Source organism: Microbispora sp. H10670 (genome assembly GCF_014161385.1).
GTDB lineage: Bacteria > Actinomycetota > Actinomycetes > Streptosporangiales > Streptosporangiaceae > Microbispora > Microbispora triticiradicis.
In genome coordinates this window covers 74663-91542 of record NZ_JABBWW010000026.1, presented here as the reverse complement: position 1 = coordinate 91542, position 16880 = coordinate 74663, and the positions used below count along the sequence as shown (strand labels likewise).

15 protein-coding genes are annotated in these 16880 nt (G+C 71.3%); 11 read left to right on the top strand and 4 right to left on the bottom strand.

What is annotated here, in order from left to right; translation table 11 throughout:
• Positions 1 to 103 precede the first annotated feature (103 nt).
• The 9 genes from HHX33_RS28605 to HHX33_RS28565 are packed head-to-tail and all read left to right on the top strand — an operon-like array spanning position 104 to position 7703.
• Entirely contained in the window at positions 104 to 1462 is a 1359-nt protein-coding gene (locus HHX33_RS28605; protein WP_182877311.1) for a DegT/DnrJ/EryC1/StrS family aminotransferase, read from the top strand.
• Positions 1459 to 2310 carry a transketolase gene (locus tag HHX33_RS28600; protein WP_182877310.1) on the top strand — a complete coding sequence of 284 codons (852 nt, stop codon included), beginning with the start codon at positions 1459 to 1461 and terminating at the stop codon, positions 2308 to 2310. Before HHX33_RS28605 ends, HHX33_RS28600 begins: the two co-directional genes overlap by 4 nt.
• Entirely contained in the window at positions 2307 to 3320 is a 1014-nt protein-coding gene (locus tag HHX33_RS28595; RefSeq protein ID WP_182877309.1) for a transketolase family protein, read from the top strand. The genes HHX33_RS28600 and HHX33_RS28595 overlap by 4 nt, the downstream gene beginning before the upstream one ends.
• Complete coding sequence (locus HHX33_RS28590; protein WP_111701490.1) at positions 3317 to 3493, top strand: lysine biosynthesis protein LysW; 177 nt, start codon at positions 3317 to 3319, stop codon at positions 3491 to 3493. The genes HHX33_RS28595 and HHX33_RS28590 overlap by 4 nt, the downstream gene beginning before the upstream one ends.
• Before the next feature lie 3 nt (positions 3494 to 3496).
• The gene (gene lysX / locus HHX33_RS28585) at positions 3497 to 4366 is read left to right on the top strand and encodes a lysine biosynthesis protein LysX (RefSeq protein WP_111701491.1); all 870 of its coding nucleotides are present in this window, start codon (positions 3497 to 3499) and stop codon (positions 4364 to 4366) included.
• Positions 4363 to 5385, top strand: a complete 1023-nt coding sequence (argC, locus tag HHX33_RS28580) for an N-acetyl-gamma-glutamyl-phosphate reductase (RefSeq protein WP_111701492.1) — start codon at positions 4363 to 4365, stop codon at positions 5383 to 5385. Before lysX ends, argC begins: the two co-directional genes overlap by 4 nt.
• A 7-nt stretch (positions 5386 to 5392) precedes the next feature.
• A complete protein-coding gene (locus HHX33_RS28575; RefSeq protein ID WP_182877308.1) occupies positions 5393 to 6223 on the top strand; it encodes a [LysW]-aminoadipate kinase in 831 nt (276 codons plus the stop codon).
• Positions 6220 to 7296, top strand: coding sequence for a [LysW]-lysine hydrolase (locus tag HHX33_RS28570; protein WP_182877307.1), 1077 nt, complete (start codon positions 6220 to 6222; stop codon positions 7294 to 7296). Before HHX33_RS28575 ends, HHX33_RS28570 begins: the two co-directional genes overlap by 4 nt.
• Complete coding sequence (locus HHX33_RS28565) at positions 7293 to 7703, top strand: MmcQ/YjbR family DNA-binding protein (protein ID WP_220499856.1); 411 nt, start codon at positions 7293 to 7295, stop codon at positions 7701 to 7703. Before HHX33_RS28570 ends, HHX33_RS28565 begins: the two co-directional genes overlap by 4 nt.
• Positions 7704 to 7784: 81 nt before the next feature.
• Here HHX33_RS28565 and HHX33_RS28560 read toward each other — a convergent pair whose 3' ends face one another.
• Together HHX33_RS28560 and HHX33_RS28555 are read right to left on the bottom strand one after the other, a co-directional pair.
• Positions 7785 to 9779, bottom strand: a complete 1995-nt coding sequence (locus HHX33_RS28560) for an AfsR/SARP family transcriptional regulator (protein ID WP_182877305.1) — start codon at positions 9777 to 9779, stop codon at positions 7785 to 7787.
• Positions 9780 to 9831: 52 nt separating this feature from the next.
• A complete protein-coding gene (locus tag HHX33_RS28555) occupies positions 9832 to 10179 on the bottom strand; it encodes a chorismate mutase (RefSeq protein WP_182877304.1) in 348 nt (115 codons plus the stop codon).
• 613 nt (positions 10180 to 10792) lie between these two features.
• Here HHX33_RS28555 and HHX33_RS28550 point away from each other — a divergent pair.
• Positions 10793 to 12157 carry a transposase gene (locus HHX33_RS28550; protein WP_182877303.1) on the top strand — a complete coding sequence of 455 codons (1365 nt, stop codon included), beginning with the start codon at positions 10793 to 10795 and terminating at the stop codon, positions 12155 to 12157.
• On the opposite strand, the gene HHX33_RS28545 is transcribed toward HHX33_RS28550, so the two are convergent.
• The gene (locus HHX33_RS28545) at positions 12101 to 14014 is read right to left on the bottom strand and encodes a helix-turn-helix domain-containing protein (RefSeq protein WP_182877302.1); all 1914 of its coding nucleotides are present in this window, start codon (positions 14012 to 14014) and stop codon (positions 12101 to 12103) included. The genes HHX33_RS28550 and HHX33_RS28545 overlap by 57 nt on opposite strands.
• A gap of 622 nt (positions 14015 to 14636) precedes the next feature.
• Here HHX33_RS28545 and HHX33_RS28540 point away from each other — a divergent pair.
• Positions 14637 to 15314: a methyltransferase domain-containing protein gene (locus HHX33_RS28540; RefSeq protein WP_182877332.1), complete on the top strand. Its 678-nt coding sequence runs from the start codon at positions 14637 to 14639 to the stop codon at positions 15312 to 15314.
• Positions 15315 to 15746: 432 nt separating this feature from the next.
• On the opposite strand, the gene HHX33_RS28535 is transcribed toward HHX33_RS28540, so the two are convergent.
• Positions 15747 to 16823 (bottom strand): glycerophosphodiester phosphodiesterase, encoded by a 1077-nt coding sequence (locus HHX33_RS28535; RefSeq protein ID WP_182877301.1) that lies wholly within the window; start codon positions 16821 to 16823, stop codon positions 15747 to 15749.
• Positions 16824 to 16880 lie beyond the last annotated feature (57 nt).

Here is a 16880-nt window from a genome sequence, read left to right as displayed (position 1 = left end):
GAGAAAAGGCGTGCCATTTCAATACCACGGCGAGAGAACAAACGCCTAGCGTGGTCTCCGCCTGACGCCCGAATAAGGGAAATGGTGCGGCAGAAGGAGAGAAATGAAGGCCGATCTGGCGATGTTCGGCGGCAAGCCCGCGGTCCGGCCGGAATACCGCAGACTGGAATGGCCGGTGGTGACGCAGGCCGATCGGGACGCCGTACTACGCGTGCTCGACCACGGAAAATTCACCGTGGGCGCGAAGGAAGAGCCCGAGATCAGCGGGCTGGAAAGCGAATGGGCCGCATTCTGCGACACCCGTCACGCGGTGTCGGTCAACAGCGGCACGGTGGCGCTGGAGCTGGCGCTGACCGCGCTCGGCATCGGCCCCGGCGACGAGGTGATCGTGCCGGCCCTGAGCTACGTCGCGACCGCGATGGCTCCCCTCTACCAGCTCGCCGTCCCCGTGTTCGTCGACATCGACCCCGTGTCGTTCAACATCGACGTCACGCAGATCGAAGCGAAGATCACCAACCGTACGCGCGCGATCATCCCGGTGCATCTCGGCGGCCTGCCGGCCGACATGGACGAGATCCTGGCGCTGGCGCGCAAGTACGACCTCTACGTCATCGAGGACGCGGTCCAGGCCCAGGGAGGCAAGTACCGCGGCCGTACGGCGGGCTCGATCGGTGACGTCGGCTGCTTCAGCCTCAACGTGGAGAAGAGCATCCCGACCTGCGGGGAGGGCGGGCTGATCGTCACCGACGACGAGCGGGTCGCCGAGCGCTGCCGCAGCCTGCGCATCCTGGGCGAGGACCTGAGCACGGAGGAGCGCCTCTACGTCTCCGCCACGCGGGGGTCGAACCTCAAGCTCAGCGCGGTCCTCGCCGCCTTCACCCGGGCCCAGCTCGACCGCTTCTGGGACTACCAGGTGCGGCGTGAGCAGAACATCCCGGTGTTCCTGAACCGGCTCGCCGAGCTGCCCGGCATCGTCCTGCCCTCCGTGCCGGACGACCGCACCCACATGTGGCACATGCTGCGCTTCCGCTTCGACCCGGAGGCCGCGGGGCTGGACGGCATCACGCCCGGCCAGTTCCGGCAGGCGCTGCGCCGCGCGCTGCTGGCCGAGGGCGTGCCGCTGACGCACTACCAGATCATCCCGCTGCCCGGTCAGCCGGTGTTCCAGGAGCAGGACGCGTACGGCCGGGGCTACCCCTGGTCGCTGCCGGGGGTCAACCCCCAGCGTTACGACCTGGCCGACTACCCGGTGACCTGCGCCGTCATCGAGGACTCCCTGTGCCTGCGGCGCATGCACCTCAACCCGGACGCCGGGCCGGCGCTGGAGGAGTACGCCGACGCCTTCCAGCGGGTCTGGGAGAACCTCGACGTGATCGGCCGCTTCGCGCGGTCCGCGCCGTACGCCCCGCCGTGGGCGGCGGTGAAGGGCGTCGGTCACGCGCACGCCGGAGCGGCCGCATGACCGTCGAGACCGTCGCGCGGAGCCCCGAGGGCGCCGTCGACCCGGCCGCGTTGTCCCGCACCGCCCTGGCGGTGCGGGAGCACGTGCTGGCCATCGGCGCCGGGGCCGTCGGCACCCACATAGGGGGGTCGCTGTCGGCCGCGGACATCCTCGTCGCGCTGTACTTCGAGGTCCTGCGGGTACGCCCGCAGGAGCCCCGCTGGTCCGGGCGCGACTACTTCGTGCTGAGCAAGGGGCACGCCAGCGCCGCGCTGTACTCCACGCTCGCCGAGCGCGGCTTCTTCCCGCGCTCGGAGCTGGCGAGCTACGGCCACCCCGACGGTAGGCTCATGGCCCACCCCACCCCCGCGGTCCCGGGAGTGGAGTTCGCCACCGGGTCGCTCGGTCACGGCCTGTCCCTCGGCGTCGGCCTGGCGCTCGCGGCCAAGCGGGCCGGGCGCGCCAACCGCGTGTTCGTCCTGCTCGGCGATGGCGAACTGCAGGAGGGCACGGTGTGGGAGGCCGCGATGTCGGCGGCGCACTACCGGCTGGACAACCTCACCGCGGTGATCGACCGGAACCGGCTGCAGATCAACGGCTCGACGGAGGACCGGATGCGGCTGGAGCCCCTGGCCGACCGGTGGCGCGCGTTCGGCTGGCAGGTGTCGCACGCCGACGGGCACGACTTCGCCGAACTGGTGCCGGCCCTGCTCACCCCGCCCGCGCCGGGAAGCCCGGCCGTGCTCATCGCGGACACCGTGAAAGGCCGGGGGGTGCGCCACCTGGAGCACCGCAAGCAGAGCCACTTCGCCAAGCTCGGCCCCGACGCGTACGAGCGGGCCCTGGCCGCGCTGCGAGCCGCGGCATGACCACCACGCGCGAGCGCGGCGCCCCGGCCCGGGCGCCGGCGCCCGACTCCGACCGCGCCGCCTACCGGGCCACGCTGCTGGAGCTGGCCCGGGCGGACGGCCGCGTCTGGTGCCTGGACTCCGACATGGGCGGGCTGGAGCGGCAGTTCGAGGCCGAACTGCCGGGCCAGTACGTCGACCTGGGCATCGCCGAGGCCAACCTGATCACCGTGGCGGCGGCCGTGGCGAGCACCGGCGTCCTGCCGTTCGTCAACACGATGGCGGCCTTCGCCTCGGCGCGGGCCCTGGAACAAGTCAAGATCGACGTCGCCTACCACGCGCTTCCGGTGCGGATCGTCGGCACCCACTCCGGGCTGTCCGCCGCCCACCTCGGTCCCACGCACCACGCCCAGCAGGACCTCGCGATCATGCGGGGCCTGCCGAACATGACCGTGATGACGCCCGCGGACCCCGCGGAGACCGTCCGCATGGTCCGGGCCTCCGCCTACCTGCCGGGACCGGTCTACATCAGGCTCGGCCGCAACCCGACCCCTCCGGTCTACACGGATGACGCCGACTTCGCCGTGGGCCGGGCGGTACGGCTGCGCGCGGGCGGCGACGTGACGATCGTGGCCGCGGGCGCCCTTCCCGTACGGTTCGCGCTCGACGCGGCGCGCAGGCTCGCCGCGGCGGGGATCGAGGCGTGCGTGCTGAACATGCACACGATCAAGCCGCTGGACGTCGCCGCCCTGGTGGAGGCGGCGGAGACGACCGCGGGCGTCGTAACCGTCGAGGACCACTCCGTGCTCGGCGGGCTCGGCGGCGCGGTCGCCGAGGCCCTGGCCGAACACCGGCCGGCGCGGGTGGTGCGCGTGGGCGTCGGCGACGCGTTCTGCTCCCGGCCCGGCAGTCACGAGGAACAGCTCGCGCAGTGCGGCGTGTCGCGGGACCACGTGGTCCGCGCGGCCGAGTCCGTCCTGCGTGGTCGTCCGGATGTTCGCATCAGCACCGAACAAGGAGAGTCTCCATGACCGTCGCAGTGAGCACCTGTCCCGACTGCACCGAGGCCGTACCCACGTCCTCGGACCTGCGGGTGACCTCGATCGTCGTATGCCCGGCCTGCCAGGCGGAGCTCGAGGTCATCGCCCTCGACCCCGCCGAGTTCGCGCTCGCGCCGGAGATCGAGGAAGACTTCGGGGAGTAGAACGTGACAATCAGCGCTGGTCAGGACGGTCCGCTCGCCGTCCTGACCACCCGCACGCGCCTCGAGGAACGCTTGATCTTCGAGGCCCTCGAACGGCGCGGCGTGCCGTACGAGCAGATCGACGAACGCCGGGTGATCGGCGACCTCGGCGCGCCTGTGGCGGGCCGCTACCGGGGCGTGCTCAACCGGAGCATGTCCCACACGCGCAGCCTGTACGCGGCGCGCCTGTTCGAGGCCGGGAACCTGCCGGTCTTCAACCCGAGCGCCGTGATCGAGACGTGCGGCGACAAGATCCTCACCTCGCTGGCGCTGGCCGGCGCCGGGATACCGACACCGGTGACGGTCGTCGCGCTGACTCCCGACGCCGCCCTGGAGGCCATCGAACGCGTCGGTTACCCGGCCGTGGTCAAACCGGCCGTCGGCTCGTGGGGCCGGCTGCTGGCCAAGGTCAACGACCGTGACGCGGCCGAGGCGCTGATCGAGCACAAGCAGTCGCTGCGCTCGCCGGTGCACTCGGTCTTCTACGTGCAGGAGTACATCGACAAGCCGGGCCGCGACCTCCGGGTGATCGTGCTCGGGGACGAGGTGGTGGCCGCGGTCTACCGCCGGTCCGGCCACTGGATCACCAACACCGCCCGCGGCGCGTCCACGGAGCGGTGCCCTCTCACCGACGACCTGGTGAAGCTCTCGCTGCGGGCGGCCCAGGCGGTCGGCGGCGGCATGCTCGCGGTGGACCTGATCGAGCGCGCGACCGGGGAACTGCTGGTCACCGAGGTGAACCACACCATGGAGTTCCACGGGCTCATCCAGGCGACCGAGGTGGATCTGGCCGACCTCGTCGTCGGCCACGTCCTCGGAGCGCTGGCGCCATGAGGGCCGCCGTCGTCGGCGGCAGCGGCTACATCGGCGGGGAGATCGTCCGGCTGCTGCTGCGTCATCCGCACATCGAACTGGCACAGGTCACCTCGGAACGGCAGGCCGGGCGCCCCCTGCGGGTCTCCCACCCGAACCTGCGCGGCCAGACCGACCTGTGCTTCACCCGCGAGGAGGACCTGTCGCCCTGCGACGTCGTCTTCCTCGCGACCCCGCACGGCACGTCGATGCGCTCCGTCGAACGCTGGTCGGGGCTCGCGCCGACGGTCGTGGACCTCAGCGCGGACTTCCGGATCCACGACCCGGAGAGGCGGGCGCGCTTCTACCCCGGGCCGCCGCCCGACCCCGCCTGGCTGGCCCGCTTCCAGCCCGGCATCCCCGAGCTCAACCGGGACGGGCTGCGCGGCGCCACCCACATCGCGGTGGCCGGCTGCATGGCCAACGCGGCGATCCTCGCGCTGCACCCGCTGGCGGCCGAGGGGCTGATCGGCGGCCCCGTGGTCGTCGACGCCCGTACGGGATCCAGCGGCGGCGGGCGGACGCCCGACGAGGGCAGCCACCATCCCGAGCGCAGCGGCGCGATGCGGATGGCCAAACCCCACGGGCACCGCCACACCGCGGAGATCGAGCAGGCGTGCGGGATCACGGCGCACATGTCGGTGACCGCCGTCGAGGCGGTGCGCGGGGTGCAGGTCGCCTGCCACGTCACCCCCTCCCGTACGGTCACCGAACGGGAACTGTGGGCCGTCTACCGCAAGGCGTACGGCGAGGAGCCGTTCGTCCGTGTGATCAGGGAACGCTCGGCGCTGCACCGCATGCCGGAACCGAAGATCCTGGCCGGCAGCAACTTCTGCGACATCGGGCTGGCCCTCGCCCCCGGCGGCGACCACCTGGTGGTCGTGGCCGCACTGGACAACCTGGTGAAGGGAGGTGCCGGAAATGCCGTCCAGTGCCTCAACATCGCCGCTGACTGGGAGGAGACCGCGGGACTCGACTTCGTCGGACTCCACCCGATCTGAACGGTATGTGATCAAGGTCGGCGGGTCGCTCGGCGCGGACATGTCCCGGGCGTGCGCCGACATCCGCGCGCTGGTGGACCGCGGCGACAGTGTGGTCGTGGTCCACGGCGGCGGCGCCGAGGCCGACCGGCTCGCGGACGAGCTCGGCCGCCCGAGGCGGTACCTGACCGCGCCCGGCGGGCGCCGCAGCCGGTACACCGACGCGGCGGCGCTCGACGTGCTCGTCCTCGGCATGCTCGGCCGCCTGAAGCCCCCGCTGGTGACCGAGCTGCTCCGGCTCGGCGTCCGCGCGGTGGGCCTGTCGGGAGCCGACGGCGGGATGGTCACCGCCCGGCGGACACCTCCGGCGAACGTCGTCGTGGACGGCGTCCGGCGGGTGGTCCGCGACGACCTGTCGGGGCGGATCTCGGCGGTGGACGCCCACCTGCCGCGGACCCTGCTCGCGGCGGGGTACGTGCCGGTGATCTCGCCGCCCGCGTACGACCCGGAGTCCGACGCCGGGTCCGGCGGGTCCGGGCTGCTCAACGTGGACGCCGACCGGTTCGCCGCGCATCTCGCGGTCGCGCTGGAGGCCGACTGGCTCATCATCCTGTCCAACGTGCCGGGGCTCCTGCGGGACGCCGGCGACCCCGCCAGCCTGGTGGCCGAGATCCCGTGCGAGGACCTCGCCGAGTACCTCGACCTGGCCGGCGGGCGCATGAAGGTCAAACTGCGGACCGCGGGCGAGGCGTGCCTGGCGGGCGTGCCGCATGTCGTCCTCGGCGACGGACGCGGTCCCTCGCCGGTGCTCGCCGCACGGGCCGGAGCAGGAACCACCCTCGTCAAAGGAGCGCGATGACCAGCAGCGTGAGCGGCGGTACGACGAGCAGGGCCGAGACCCTGCTGCGCCGCATGGTGGAGGTGCCGTCGACGACGGGTGAGGAGGCCGAACTGGCCGCCCTGCTCGCGCGCGAACTGCCCGAGTGGGGATTCCGCAGTCACATCGACGAGGTGGGCAACGTGATCGGCAGGCGGGGCGACCCCGACGCGCCTATGATCATGTTGATGGGTCACATGGACACCGTGCCCGGCGACATCCCGGTCCGGCAGGAGGGCTCCCTCCTGTACGGGCGGGGCACCGTGGACGCCAAGGGGCCGCTCGCCACGATGATCGCGGCCGCCGCCGCGGCGGACCTGCGCGGCATGCAGGTGGTGGTGGCGGGGGTCGTCGAGGAGGAGACCTTCGGCAAGGGCGCGCAGCACCTCGCCGAGACCTTCCGGCCGGACGTGGCCGTCGTCGGCGAGCCCAACGGCTGGGCCGGCGTCGGCATCGGCTACAAGGGCCGCGTCATGATGCGCTACGACGTCAGCCGGCCGGCGGTGCACACGGCCAGCCCGGAGGAGAAGGCCACCGAGGCCGCGGCCCTCTTCTGGGACCGGGTCCGGTCCTACTGCGACTCCTACTGCGAGGTGGTGGGGGCGGGCGACCGGGCCTTCGACCGTCCCATCCCCACGCTGAACGACATCACCGGCACGATCGAGCAGGCGCTGATGACCGTGTCCGTACGCACCCCGCCGGGGTTCGACCTGGCGGCCTTCGAGCGCTTCGTCACCGACGCCGCGAGGGACGGGACGCTGTACGTCGACGACCGGACGCCGCCGGTGCGGGTGGACCCCGCGGGGCCCGCCGTACGGGCGCTGTGCGCCGGCATCCGGCGCCGGGGGGAGCGGCCGAAGCTCAAGCTGAAGACCGGGACCGCCGACCTGAACATCGTGGAGCCCCGCTGGCAGGTGCCCATGGCGGTCTACGGTCCCGGTGACTCCAGCCTCGACCACACCGATCGGGAGCACATCGACATGATCGAGTACGGCAGGGCCGTGGAGGTCCTGCGTGAGGCGCTCGGGATCCTCGCCCAGGCGGAGTGGCGTTGACGGCGGAGGTTCCCGGCGAGATCGTGGCCCGCCTCCGGGAGGCCTGCCTGCGCCTGCCCGAGGCGTACGAGGAGCAGGCGTGGGTGGGCACGCGGTGGCGGGTGGGCAGGAAGACCTTCGCCCACGTGCTCGTGGTCCAGGACGGCCGGCCTCCCGCGTACGCGCGGGCGGCCGGCACGTCCGGGCCGGCGGTCGTGCTGACGTTCCGGTCGTCCGGGGAGGAACTGGCCGCTCTGGGCGGCCTCGGCCATCCGTTCTTCCGGCCGCCCTGGTTCCGCGACATCGTCGGCATGGTCGTCGAGGAGGACGTGGACTGGTCCGAGGTGGCGGAGCTGCTCGCCGAGAGCTACCGCCACCTGGCGCCCAGGAGGCTGGCCGGACAACTGGACCCGCCGCCGGAGCGCTGAACCTCCCCGGCCCCGGCGGCTCGGCCGCCCTGGGGGCCGGGGTCGTCGTCGCCCGTACCGTCGTCGCCGGCCGTGGCATCGTCACACGCTCGTGGCGACGAGCGGCTCGCGGAGTTCGGCGAGGTTGGGCCGCTCCTGGGCGAGCCACACGTCGGCGTACTGGGCGATGTCGCGGATGATGGTCCGGCCGATGCGCAGCACGGAGGCCGGCGCCGGACGCGACAGCCCGTTGCGGGGTGAGCGGAGGGCCACCCGCGCGTGCTCCTCCAGCCACAGGAACACGTCGAGGAGCCGGTCACGGGCCTTGGCGCGGGTCGTCGCGTCGAGCTCCGCGGTCGCGAGCGCACGGGCCCGGATCCGCACCAGCGAATGGAACTCGTAGCGGGAACCGCCCAGGCCGTCCTCGCTCACCACGTCGAGCATCTGGTGGTCGACCAGGACGTCGAGCAGCCGCTGCGCCTCGTCCTCCGACAGGTCGGCGACCGCGGCCGCCGCCCAGGCCGACACGTGCGACAGGTTCATGACGCTCAGCAGCAGCCACAGCGTGCGGGCCACGTCGGGCAGCCGCTCCGCCGAGGCGACGAGCCGCGCGCCGGTGTCCAGGGAACCGTAGGTCAGCTCGGTGATCCTGCGGTCCTCGTCCGACAGGCGGTCGACGAACCGGTCGAGCCGGTAGGCCGGGCGGGCGTTGAGGCGGGCGCCGGCGGCACGGATCGCCAGCGGCAGGTGCCCGCAACGCTCCACGACCAGCCGGGCGCTCTCCGGCTCCTGGGCGACGCGCTCCGCCCCCACGAGCTGGGCGAGCAGTTGCACGCCCTCGGCGGTGGTGAGCCCTTCGACGCGGCGCATCGCGACACCGGGCGCCTGGATCATGCTGGGCTGGCTCGTGCACAGCACCACGCTCCCCCGGTCACCGGGAAGCAGCGGCTCGATCTGCTCGTAGTCCGCCACGTCGTCCAGCAGGATGAGCAGGCGGCGGCCGGCGCTGACGCTGCGGAACAGCGTCGCGCGGCCGGACAGGTCCGGCGGGACGCTCCGCTGCGGCACCCCCAGCGCGTGCAGGAACTCGGCGAGCACGTCGGCCGCCTGCCGGGGTTCGGTGCTGCCGCGCAGGTTGGCGTGGATCTGCCCGTCCGGGTAGTGGTCGCGCACCTTGTGTGCCACGTGGACGGCCAGCGCCGTCTTGCCCACGCCGCCGCGGCCCACCAGGGCGATGACCCGCGGCCGGTCGGCCCGGTCGTGGTTGAGCTCCCGGCACAGCCAGTCGACCTGGTCGAGCCTGCCGGTGAAGTCGCCGACGCCGGCGGGCAGCTGCGCGGGGATCTTCGCCGCGTGCCGGGCACGCTGCGGGAACGGCGAGGGGACGGGGTGCCCGGAGATGATCCGGCGGTGCAGGTCCTGCAGGCGCGCGCAGGGATCGAGGCCGAGGTTGTTGACCAGCGCGGTCCGGCCGGCGCGGTACACCGCCAGCGCGTCTGCGCGCCGGTCGGACAGGTACAGCGCCGTCATGAGCTTGGCGCGCAGATGCTCGCGCAGCGGGTGCTCCTCCACGAGGAGCCTGAGCTCGCCCACCAGTTCGCGGTGCCTGCCCATGGCGAGTTCGAGGTCGAGGCACTCCTCCAGCACCGACAGCCTTCGCTCGGCCCAGTAGGTGGCGACCGCCTCGATCACCGCGCTGTCGAGTTCCGCGAGCGGCTGGCCGCGGAACAGCGACAGGGCCGCGCGGTACTCCTCCGCCGCACCGCCGAGATCACCGTCCTCCACCCTGCTCCGGCCACGGGCCACGGCCCGCTCGAACAGCCACGCGTCCAGGCCCGACTCGCCCAGGCGCAGCCGGTATCCCCCCTGGGTGGTCTCGATGATGTTCGCGGGCGCGCCGGCCGCTTCGAAGACCGAACGCAGCCGCCACACACAGGTTTGAATCTGCTTGTCCGCCGTGATCGGCGAAGCGTCCCCCCAGACCGCGTCGATGATTCTCCCCACCGACACGATCTTGTTTGCCTCGGTCGCCAGAAGCGCGAGAACGGTCAGCTGCCTGTTCTTGGCGAGCTTGACGACCGTATTTCCCACACTCACTTGAAAAGGGCCCAGTATTCGAAAGAATACTTCGCCCTCATCTGTCTCGGTATTACACTCGGGTCCCATCGGCTACGCCTCCAGCTCCGCCTGCCCGGGTATGTTCAGAGGTGTGGGGTCCGATCGACGTTCCCATGATTCCCGCCTCCAGCCGGCAGGGCTTGTCGATGAGGAGAACGGCCACCTGGACCAGAAGGTCCGGTGACACGCCCAGCTCCCGCGCCCGGCCGGCGTAGGCTTCACGAACTGCGGTGACGCGGTCCGGCTGCATCATGGAAATTCCCTCGGCCAACTTCACGTGAGCCACCTGAGCACACAGCCCGAGACGTTCGGCGATAATTTCCGCCAATTTCCGGTCGAGGCCGTCTATTTGCGCTCTGAGTACGTTGAGTTTCGCCACGGGAAACGTCCCTTCGAACCAACGGATGCGCCGGCGGCGCAACAGGATGAGGCGCGCACTCGGCAAAGTTAGGTGTTGGATCTCTTAGGGCGGTATCACGGTGTTCCCCCCTTAGTCCTGGTGTGCGGCAACTTCCCGGTATGTGGAGGATCGTCCGGGAGGCCTGGGGGGTCGTCAACGGATATCCTCAAAATCCGTCATGTCTGTGGTAAGGCAGATTTCTCAAGATTATCGCCATTTCAGCCAACTTTGGGGCCCACCGCACACAGTGACCAGGGACTGTCTCCGCCAGGCCCTCAGCCAACCGGCCGGCACCGGACCACGGGCCACGCCGCCGCGCCGCTCCCACCGCCGCGGGCCGTACGGAACACACCGGGGTGACCATGCCACACGCGCACACCCGCCCGGTGTCGGCCCGTGGTGGCCCGGCCACACCCCGGACGAGTGACCGGAGCGAGAAGATCTCGGGCCTGGAGGCGCGAAAAGGGCGCGGGGTGACGGCGTCACCACCGCGGACGGCCACATGAGGGCGAGCGCATCTAGGCGCGCGCCGCGCCCGCGGCCGATGGTGGAGGCGACACGTCCGCCCGCCATTCGCCCGGGGTGACCCACCATGCGCGACACGCGCAGCGCAGATCCGGACCGTATCCTGCCCGACGAGATCCTGCCCGCCGAGCTCTGCGCGGCGCTCTTCGCGCCTCTTCGCCGCCGCGACCAGCGCAGCAGGGGAATGGACTACCTGTACGGACTTCTCACCGCGACCGGACGAAAGTCGATCAGGAACATCGCCGGCGTGATCGGCGGCCCGGCCACCGAGCAGAGCCTGCACCACTTCGTCTGCGACTCGACCTGGGACTGGATGCCGGTGCGGCAGGCGCTGGCCGAATACGTGATCGGTGTCGCCCCGCCACAGGCCTGGGTCGTTCGGCCGGTGCTCATCCCCAAGGCGGGCGAGCACTCGGTGGGCGTGGACCGGCGCTTCTTCCCCGGTCTCGGCCAGGTGGGCACGGCCCAGCTGGCCATGGGCGTGTGGCTGGCGTCCGAGCAGCTGTGCAGCCCGGTGAACTGGAGACTGCACCTGCCGGAGGCGTGGCTGGACGACAAGCGGCGGCGCAGCCGGGCCGCCATTCCCGAGGGCGCCGCCGCCGACACGCCGTCCGGCTGCGCGCTGAACGCCTTCCTGGACCTGTCGGCATGGGACCTGCCCGTGCGGCCGGTCGTGCTCGACGCGCGGGAGCTCGACGTCCACGTTCTCGCGCGGGGGCTCGGCGACGCCGGCGTCCCGCTGCTCGCCAGGATCGACGGCGATCAGCAGCTCTGCCTTCCCGGCCGGGCGCGTGCCCTCTCCGCCCGGCAGATCATGTCGGCGGCGCGGCACACGCGGCGCCGCGTCGAGATGCCGGACACCGACCCCGGGCGGCACACCCGCCTGGTGGCCACGGCCTCCGTCGTGGCGCCGCACCGCCACGACGGAGGCACCGCCCCCCGTGTTCCGAATCCGGGGGCCTCGAATGCCGGGGCCCTGAATTCGGGGACCTTACCGGCCGGGGCCGTACAGTCGGGGGTTGTACGGCCCCGCGCCGCGCGGGCGGGTGGAGTTCCGGTGAGCAGGGCCGCCGGGACCGCCGACACGGGCGGCCACGACCGGGAGCTGCTCCTCCTGGGGATCTCCGGAATCGGCGAGGCACGGCCGGGCGAGCTGTGGCTCACCAACCTGAACACGCCGGATCTCACCGCGCTGGTCAGGCTGACCCGGCTGCTTCGGCTCGTCGACGAGGACTTCGCCGACGTCTCCGACGACGTGGGGATGAGGGACTTCACCGGCCGGTCGTTCTCCGGATGGCACCGCCACACCACGCTGGCCTCGGCCGCCTGCGCCGTCTCGGTCCTCACCGAGCGGGACAGGACCGCGGCGCGCGGCTCACCCGCCTTCCCTCCCGGTGCCGGGTGTGATGGAACCACCGAGCAGGTGGCGTAGACGCACGAGCCGGAGCGCCAGCTGGATGTCCAGGGAACGCTCGGTGTCCTGCCAGCCCGGGCCGAGCAGCTCGCCGATGCGTTCCAGACGACGGGACACGGTGTTGGGGTGGACGTGCAGCTTCTCGGCGGCGTACGTGGGACTGCTCCCCGACTCGAAGTACGCCCCGAGAGTCTGGACCAGTTCGGTCGACCGCTGCCGGTCGTACTCCAGCACGGGCCCGATCGCCGCGGCGATGAATCCGTCGATGTCCGGGCTGTCGGCCAGCAGGACGCCCAGGAAGCCGAGATCGCCGACCGAGGCCGCGGAGCCGCCGGCTCCGAGGGTCGTCATGGCCTCCAGACAGCGCAGCGCCTCGGCGAACCCGGACCGGACCGACGCGGGGTCGGAGACCGGACCCGCCGCCGCGACCGTCACCGGAGTGTCCAGCAGAGGGGACAGCTTGGCGGACACGGCCCGCGCGGCCTCCCCCGGGTCGGACCCCATGAGCAGCAGCACGTTGCACCCGTTCTTGACCGTGTGCAGGCCGCCCATGCTGTGGGCGTACGACGCGGCCCACACCGCGGCCTTCCCCCTGGCGGCGCCGTCCGTACGGCTCAGCACGACGACGTGGTCGGTGTCGAGGTCCATGCCGAGCCACCGGGCCCGCTTGCGCAGCCGCTGGGCCGGACGCGGGGGGTTGGCGAGGAGGTCGTCGAGCAGTTCGCCACGGTCGCCCGCCTCGAGCATGCCCGGTTTGCGGTCCAGCAGCACGAGCACCGCGGCGACCTGCGCGACGATGCCGAGCAGCCGCCGCGCCCATTCGTCCAGCGGCTCCGTGGGGAACACCAGGAGGGTGCCGAGGTGTCCGTCGCCGGCGAGGACCGGCGCCGCCCACATGCCCTCCAGGTGGAACGGCTCCCGCGCGGCGTGCGCGTTCATCCGGGCCAGCAGGACGAGGTCCTCGCGTTCCGGCAGCCGTCCCGCCGTGGCCAGGACCGCGCCGTCCGCGGCCCGCAACTGGACCGAGGCCCGCAGGCGGTGCCCGGCCTCCTCGGCCAGCGTCTGGAAGTTCCCTCCGGAGAGGGCCATGTCCATAAGCCCCTGGTGCACCTCGGTGAGGTCCGCCAGGCTGCCGAGCTGGCTCTCCGCCTCCTCCACCCGGATGCGCAGCGACTCCGCCCGGCCGGTGGCCGCATCCAGCCACCGGGCTTTCTCGATCATGGCGCTGGCGAGGCTCGCCAGCGAGCTCAGCAGCGAGATCTCGTCCACCTTGAAGTGGCGGACGTTCCGGTCGCCGACGTACAGGATGCCGAACGGCGCCTTCTCGTACACCAGCGGCGCGGCCATGATCGCGTGCAGCCCCTCCGCCCGCACGACCTCGTCGGTCCGCTCGCTGTGCACGAAACGCTGGTCCACCAGGTAGTCGGGGGTCCAGAACGGCAGGCTGTCGGTGAGCACCTTGCGCCCCACGCCCCCGGTGTTCGGCAGCCGCAGTCCGACGCTGAGCATCGAGGTGTGGCCGTCCGCCGCGCGGATGCACACCTCCTTCAGGTCGTCGTCCGGCATGCCGATGTAGGCCATGTCCACGCGCAGCAGCAGCCGCGCCCGCCTCGTCGTCACGTTGAGCAGGACGTCGAGATCCGGCGGCTTGGCGAGCTCCCTGGCCGTGTCGACGAGCGTCGCGAAGGTCCCCTCACGCTGCTGGTGCCGTTCGAGCTGGGCGTGCACCGCGAGGCTCAGGCGCTTGGCCCGCTCCAGTTCCTCGAGCCCTTCCCCGGTCACCCCGTTTCTCCGTGCCACGGCCACGACCATCTCGAACTCGTCCGGCGACCCCTCCCTCGCCAGGAGTTCGAGAAAGGACAGCGTGTCAGCCATACATCGCCTCGCAATCGGGAAACTGGCGGGGCTCTCGACCGTCCGTGCGGGGGTGGCGGAGGAGCCCGTGTGGCGGACACGGGGACGAAACGGCGAGTATAACCCGTTGACTCGTCGTCACAGCAGGGCCCTTTCCTGGGGGTGATGGAGGCCGGGCACGAGGGTGCAGGCTGGTCACTCGATAGGCGAAATGTCCGTCCTTACGGTCCTACATGTCAACTAGATGTCAAGTTGACACGGACCTTAACCACGCGTCGGATCGACTGGCGGATGGCGCTTCCATCGCCACCGCCAGGTCCGGTTGAGGTGATCATAACCGCCGCCGACCGCCTCGTGACCCCGGCGAACACCCCTGCCCGCCTCCTGTTCGGCGCCGCCGCCTCGCCCGCTCCCGGGCTCCCGTCATCGGGCGACGCGGTGACTCCGTCACCATCCGAGACCGGAAAGTGTGTTGTGCCACAACCTTTCCCGGCCTCCCCTCACCGGGTGAAAGTTAGCATAAGCCGTATTGCCGACAAGGAGGGAGAGAAACAACGTGACCCTGGAGGCAAAGAGTTACTTACGTTCACTAGAACGAAGTCAGCGCTCGCGAACACGAACCGACCGTCCGAGCGTGTTCAGCATGTACGACCGAGAATGGGACCTCCTGCCCGAGGTTTTCGCTCCGATCTATTCTCCTTCGACTCAGATCGCGATGGGATTCCTGGGGCTCGTGGAAGACCCGGACATTCCCCGCTGGGGCTCCCTTCTCGAAATGGGATCGGGCACCGGACTGATCTCCGTGTCGGCCGCGCTGGCCGGGTGCGCGAACGTGGTGGCGCTCGACATCAACCCGGAGGCGGCCCGCAACACGGCGATGAACGCCACGCGCCACGGTGTGGCCGACCGGGTGGACGCCCGATGCAGCGACCTGTTCACGTCACTCGGGGAAGGCGAGCGCTTCGACCTCGTTTTCTGGAGTTCGAATTACGTGCTGGCCCCGCCCGGATTCGAATACGCCAACATGCACGACCGGGCGTACGTCGACGCGGGTTACCAAGCGCACCGCCGCTTTCTCGAGGAAGTGCCGAACTGGCTCACCCCGGACGGCGTCGCGCTCATTCATTTCAGCACCCGCGGCGATCTGGTGGCCCTCCTGCGGGGCGCCGGGGACGGCGACCGCAGCCTGCGCCTGCTGGCCGACCGGACGGTGCGGGAAGGAGAACTCGACATAGAGCACATGCTGCTCGAAGTGACGGTGAGCGCGCCGCGCCGGCGGGATCTCGCCTTCGCCGGCTCGAACGGCACCGCGCACGCGTGATCGGCTGAAGTCCGTCCAAGTTCACCCAAAGCCTCTCCCTCACTCCTCGCGGTTCTCCCCACGCCACGCGCCTTGTTCGCGAATCTGGGCAGATCACCGCATCGATCCTTCCGGCCCACGCGACCCTCCGCGTGTTCGGCACCTCCATTCGCGTGCGGCGCGGACAATCGCCCTGACGCCTCACCCGGTTCATCGTCGCCCGCGGGCCGCCACGCCGTTTCCCCGAACCCGGCATTTCTCCCTGTGACCCGAGAAGCGCCGCACTGCCGCGGTGCCCCTTTCCTGACGCTCCGCCCGTAGATTCACCGATACGCGGGGCTCCGTCCGGGTTACCGCCATCCCGGCACGTCACGAGAGGTCCGCCCCCGATCCGTACGGCGCTGTTCGCGCGGCGCCGTACGGCGGGGACGGGCGGCAGGGACGGGCGGCGGGTCAGCGTTCGGCGCGTGCCGCGACGCCGATGTCGGTGTTGTCGGTGAACACCCCGTCGACACCCGCCGCGAAGAACCTCTTCAGCTCGCCGAACAGGTCGCCGTAGTCGCCGTCCCGGTCCGACGACCGGAAGTTCTTCGGCAGGGTGTCGTTCTCGGCGCGGAACGTGTACGCGTGCACCACGAGGCCCGCACGGTGGGCGTCCCTGACCAGGTTGGTGGTCTGGCCCAGCGTGCCGTCCGGGTTCCGTCCGATGACCATGTCCTTGTCCGGGCCGATGCCGGCGGCGTAGGTGGCGATCTCCCGCAGTCCGGCCGGAGTGACCAGGTCGGCGTAGGTGCGCGGATCGCCGGACTCGGCGAAGTCGGGCGGTGCGCCGTCCTTGTAGAGCAACTGGATCAACGGCACCCGCAGCCGCTTGTGGAGTTCCTTGAGATTTCCCACCTCGAAGGACTGCACGATCACCTTGGCCCGCGGCGTGTTCAGCCCGTTGGCCTCCAGCGCGCGGACGAGCTTGGGTTCGATGGGCATGCCGAGCTTGCGGTAGTAGGTGGGGTTCTTCGTCTCCGGATACATGCCCACGTCGCGGCCGAGCTCCCGTGAGAGCCGCCGGGTCAGGTCGATGATCTCCTGGAACGTCGGGATCTGGTAGCGGCCGTCGTAGATGGTGGTGTGCTGGCGGATCGACGGCTCGTCCTCCCTGCAGCGCAGGGTCTTCAGCTCGGCCAGCGTGAAGTCATCGGCGAACCAGCCGGTCATCTCCCAGCCGTCGAGGCTCCTGGTCTTCATGCGCCCGGCGAACTCGGGATGGTCCGCGACGTCCGTCGTCGAGCCGATCTCGGGCGAGTGCGAGGCCACCAGGACGCCGTCCTTGGTCAGCACCAGGTCCGGCTCGATGTAGTCCGCCCCCATGCGCACCGCCAGTTCGTACCCCGCGAGGGTGTGTTCGGGCCGGTACGCCGAGGCGCCGCGATGCGCGATGATCACCGGCCCGGACGTCTGGCCGCCCAGGGCACCGGTGCGCTGCGCGGTGGCGTCCGCCGCGGGCAGCACGGCGACCGTCGCCAGCACGCTCATCGCCACGGCCGCGCCGGCGCGTGCCGCCCTCCCCCGCCGTGACCGCAGGCGGACGGG

Bases quoted from the DNA above. Each gene is read 5' to 3' on its own strand.
- HHX33_RS28605 (WP_182877311.1), top strand. From the start codon at position 104: ATGAAGGCCGATCTGGCGATGTTCGGCGGCAAGCCCGCGGTCCGGCCG.
- HHX33_RS28600 (WP_182877310.1), top strand. From the start codon at position 1,459: ATGACCGTCGAGACCGTCGCGCGGAGCCCCGAGGGCGCCGTCGACCCG.
- HHX33_RS28595 (WP_182877309.1), top strand. From the start codon at position 2,307: ATGACCACCACGCGCGAGCGCGGCGCCCCGGCCCGGGCGCCGGCGCCC.
- HHX33_RS28590 (WP_111701490.1), top strand. From the start codon at position 3,317: ATGACCGTCGCAGTGAGCACCTGTCCCGACTGCACCGAGGCCGTACCC.
- argC (WP_111701492.1), top strand. From the start codon at position 4,363: ATGAGGGCCGCCGTCGTCGGCGGCAGCGGCTACATCGGCGGGGAGATC.
- HHX33_RS28570 (WP_182877307.1), top strand. From the start codon at position 6,220: ATGACCAGCAGCGTGAGCGGCGGTACGACGAGCAGGGCCGAGACCCTG.
- HHX33_RS28550 (WP_182877303.1), top strand. From the start codon at position 10,793: ATGCGCGACACGCGCAGCGCAGATCCGGACCGTATCCTGCCCGACGAG.
- HHX33_RS28545 (WP_182877302.1), bottom strand. From the start codon at position 14,014: ATGGCTGACACGCTGTCCTTTCTCGAACTCCTGGCGAGGGAGGGGTCG.
- HHX33_RS28540 (WP_182877332.1), top strand. From the start codon at position 14,637: ATGTACGACCGAGAATGGGACCTCCTGCCCGAGGTTTTCGCTCCGATC.
- HHX33_RS28535 (WP_182877301.1), bottom strand. From the start codon at position 16,823: ATGAGCGTGCTGGCGACGGTCGCCGTGCTGCCCGCGGCGGACGCCACC.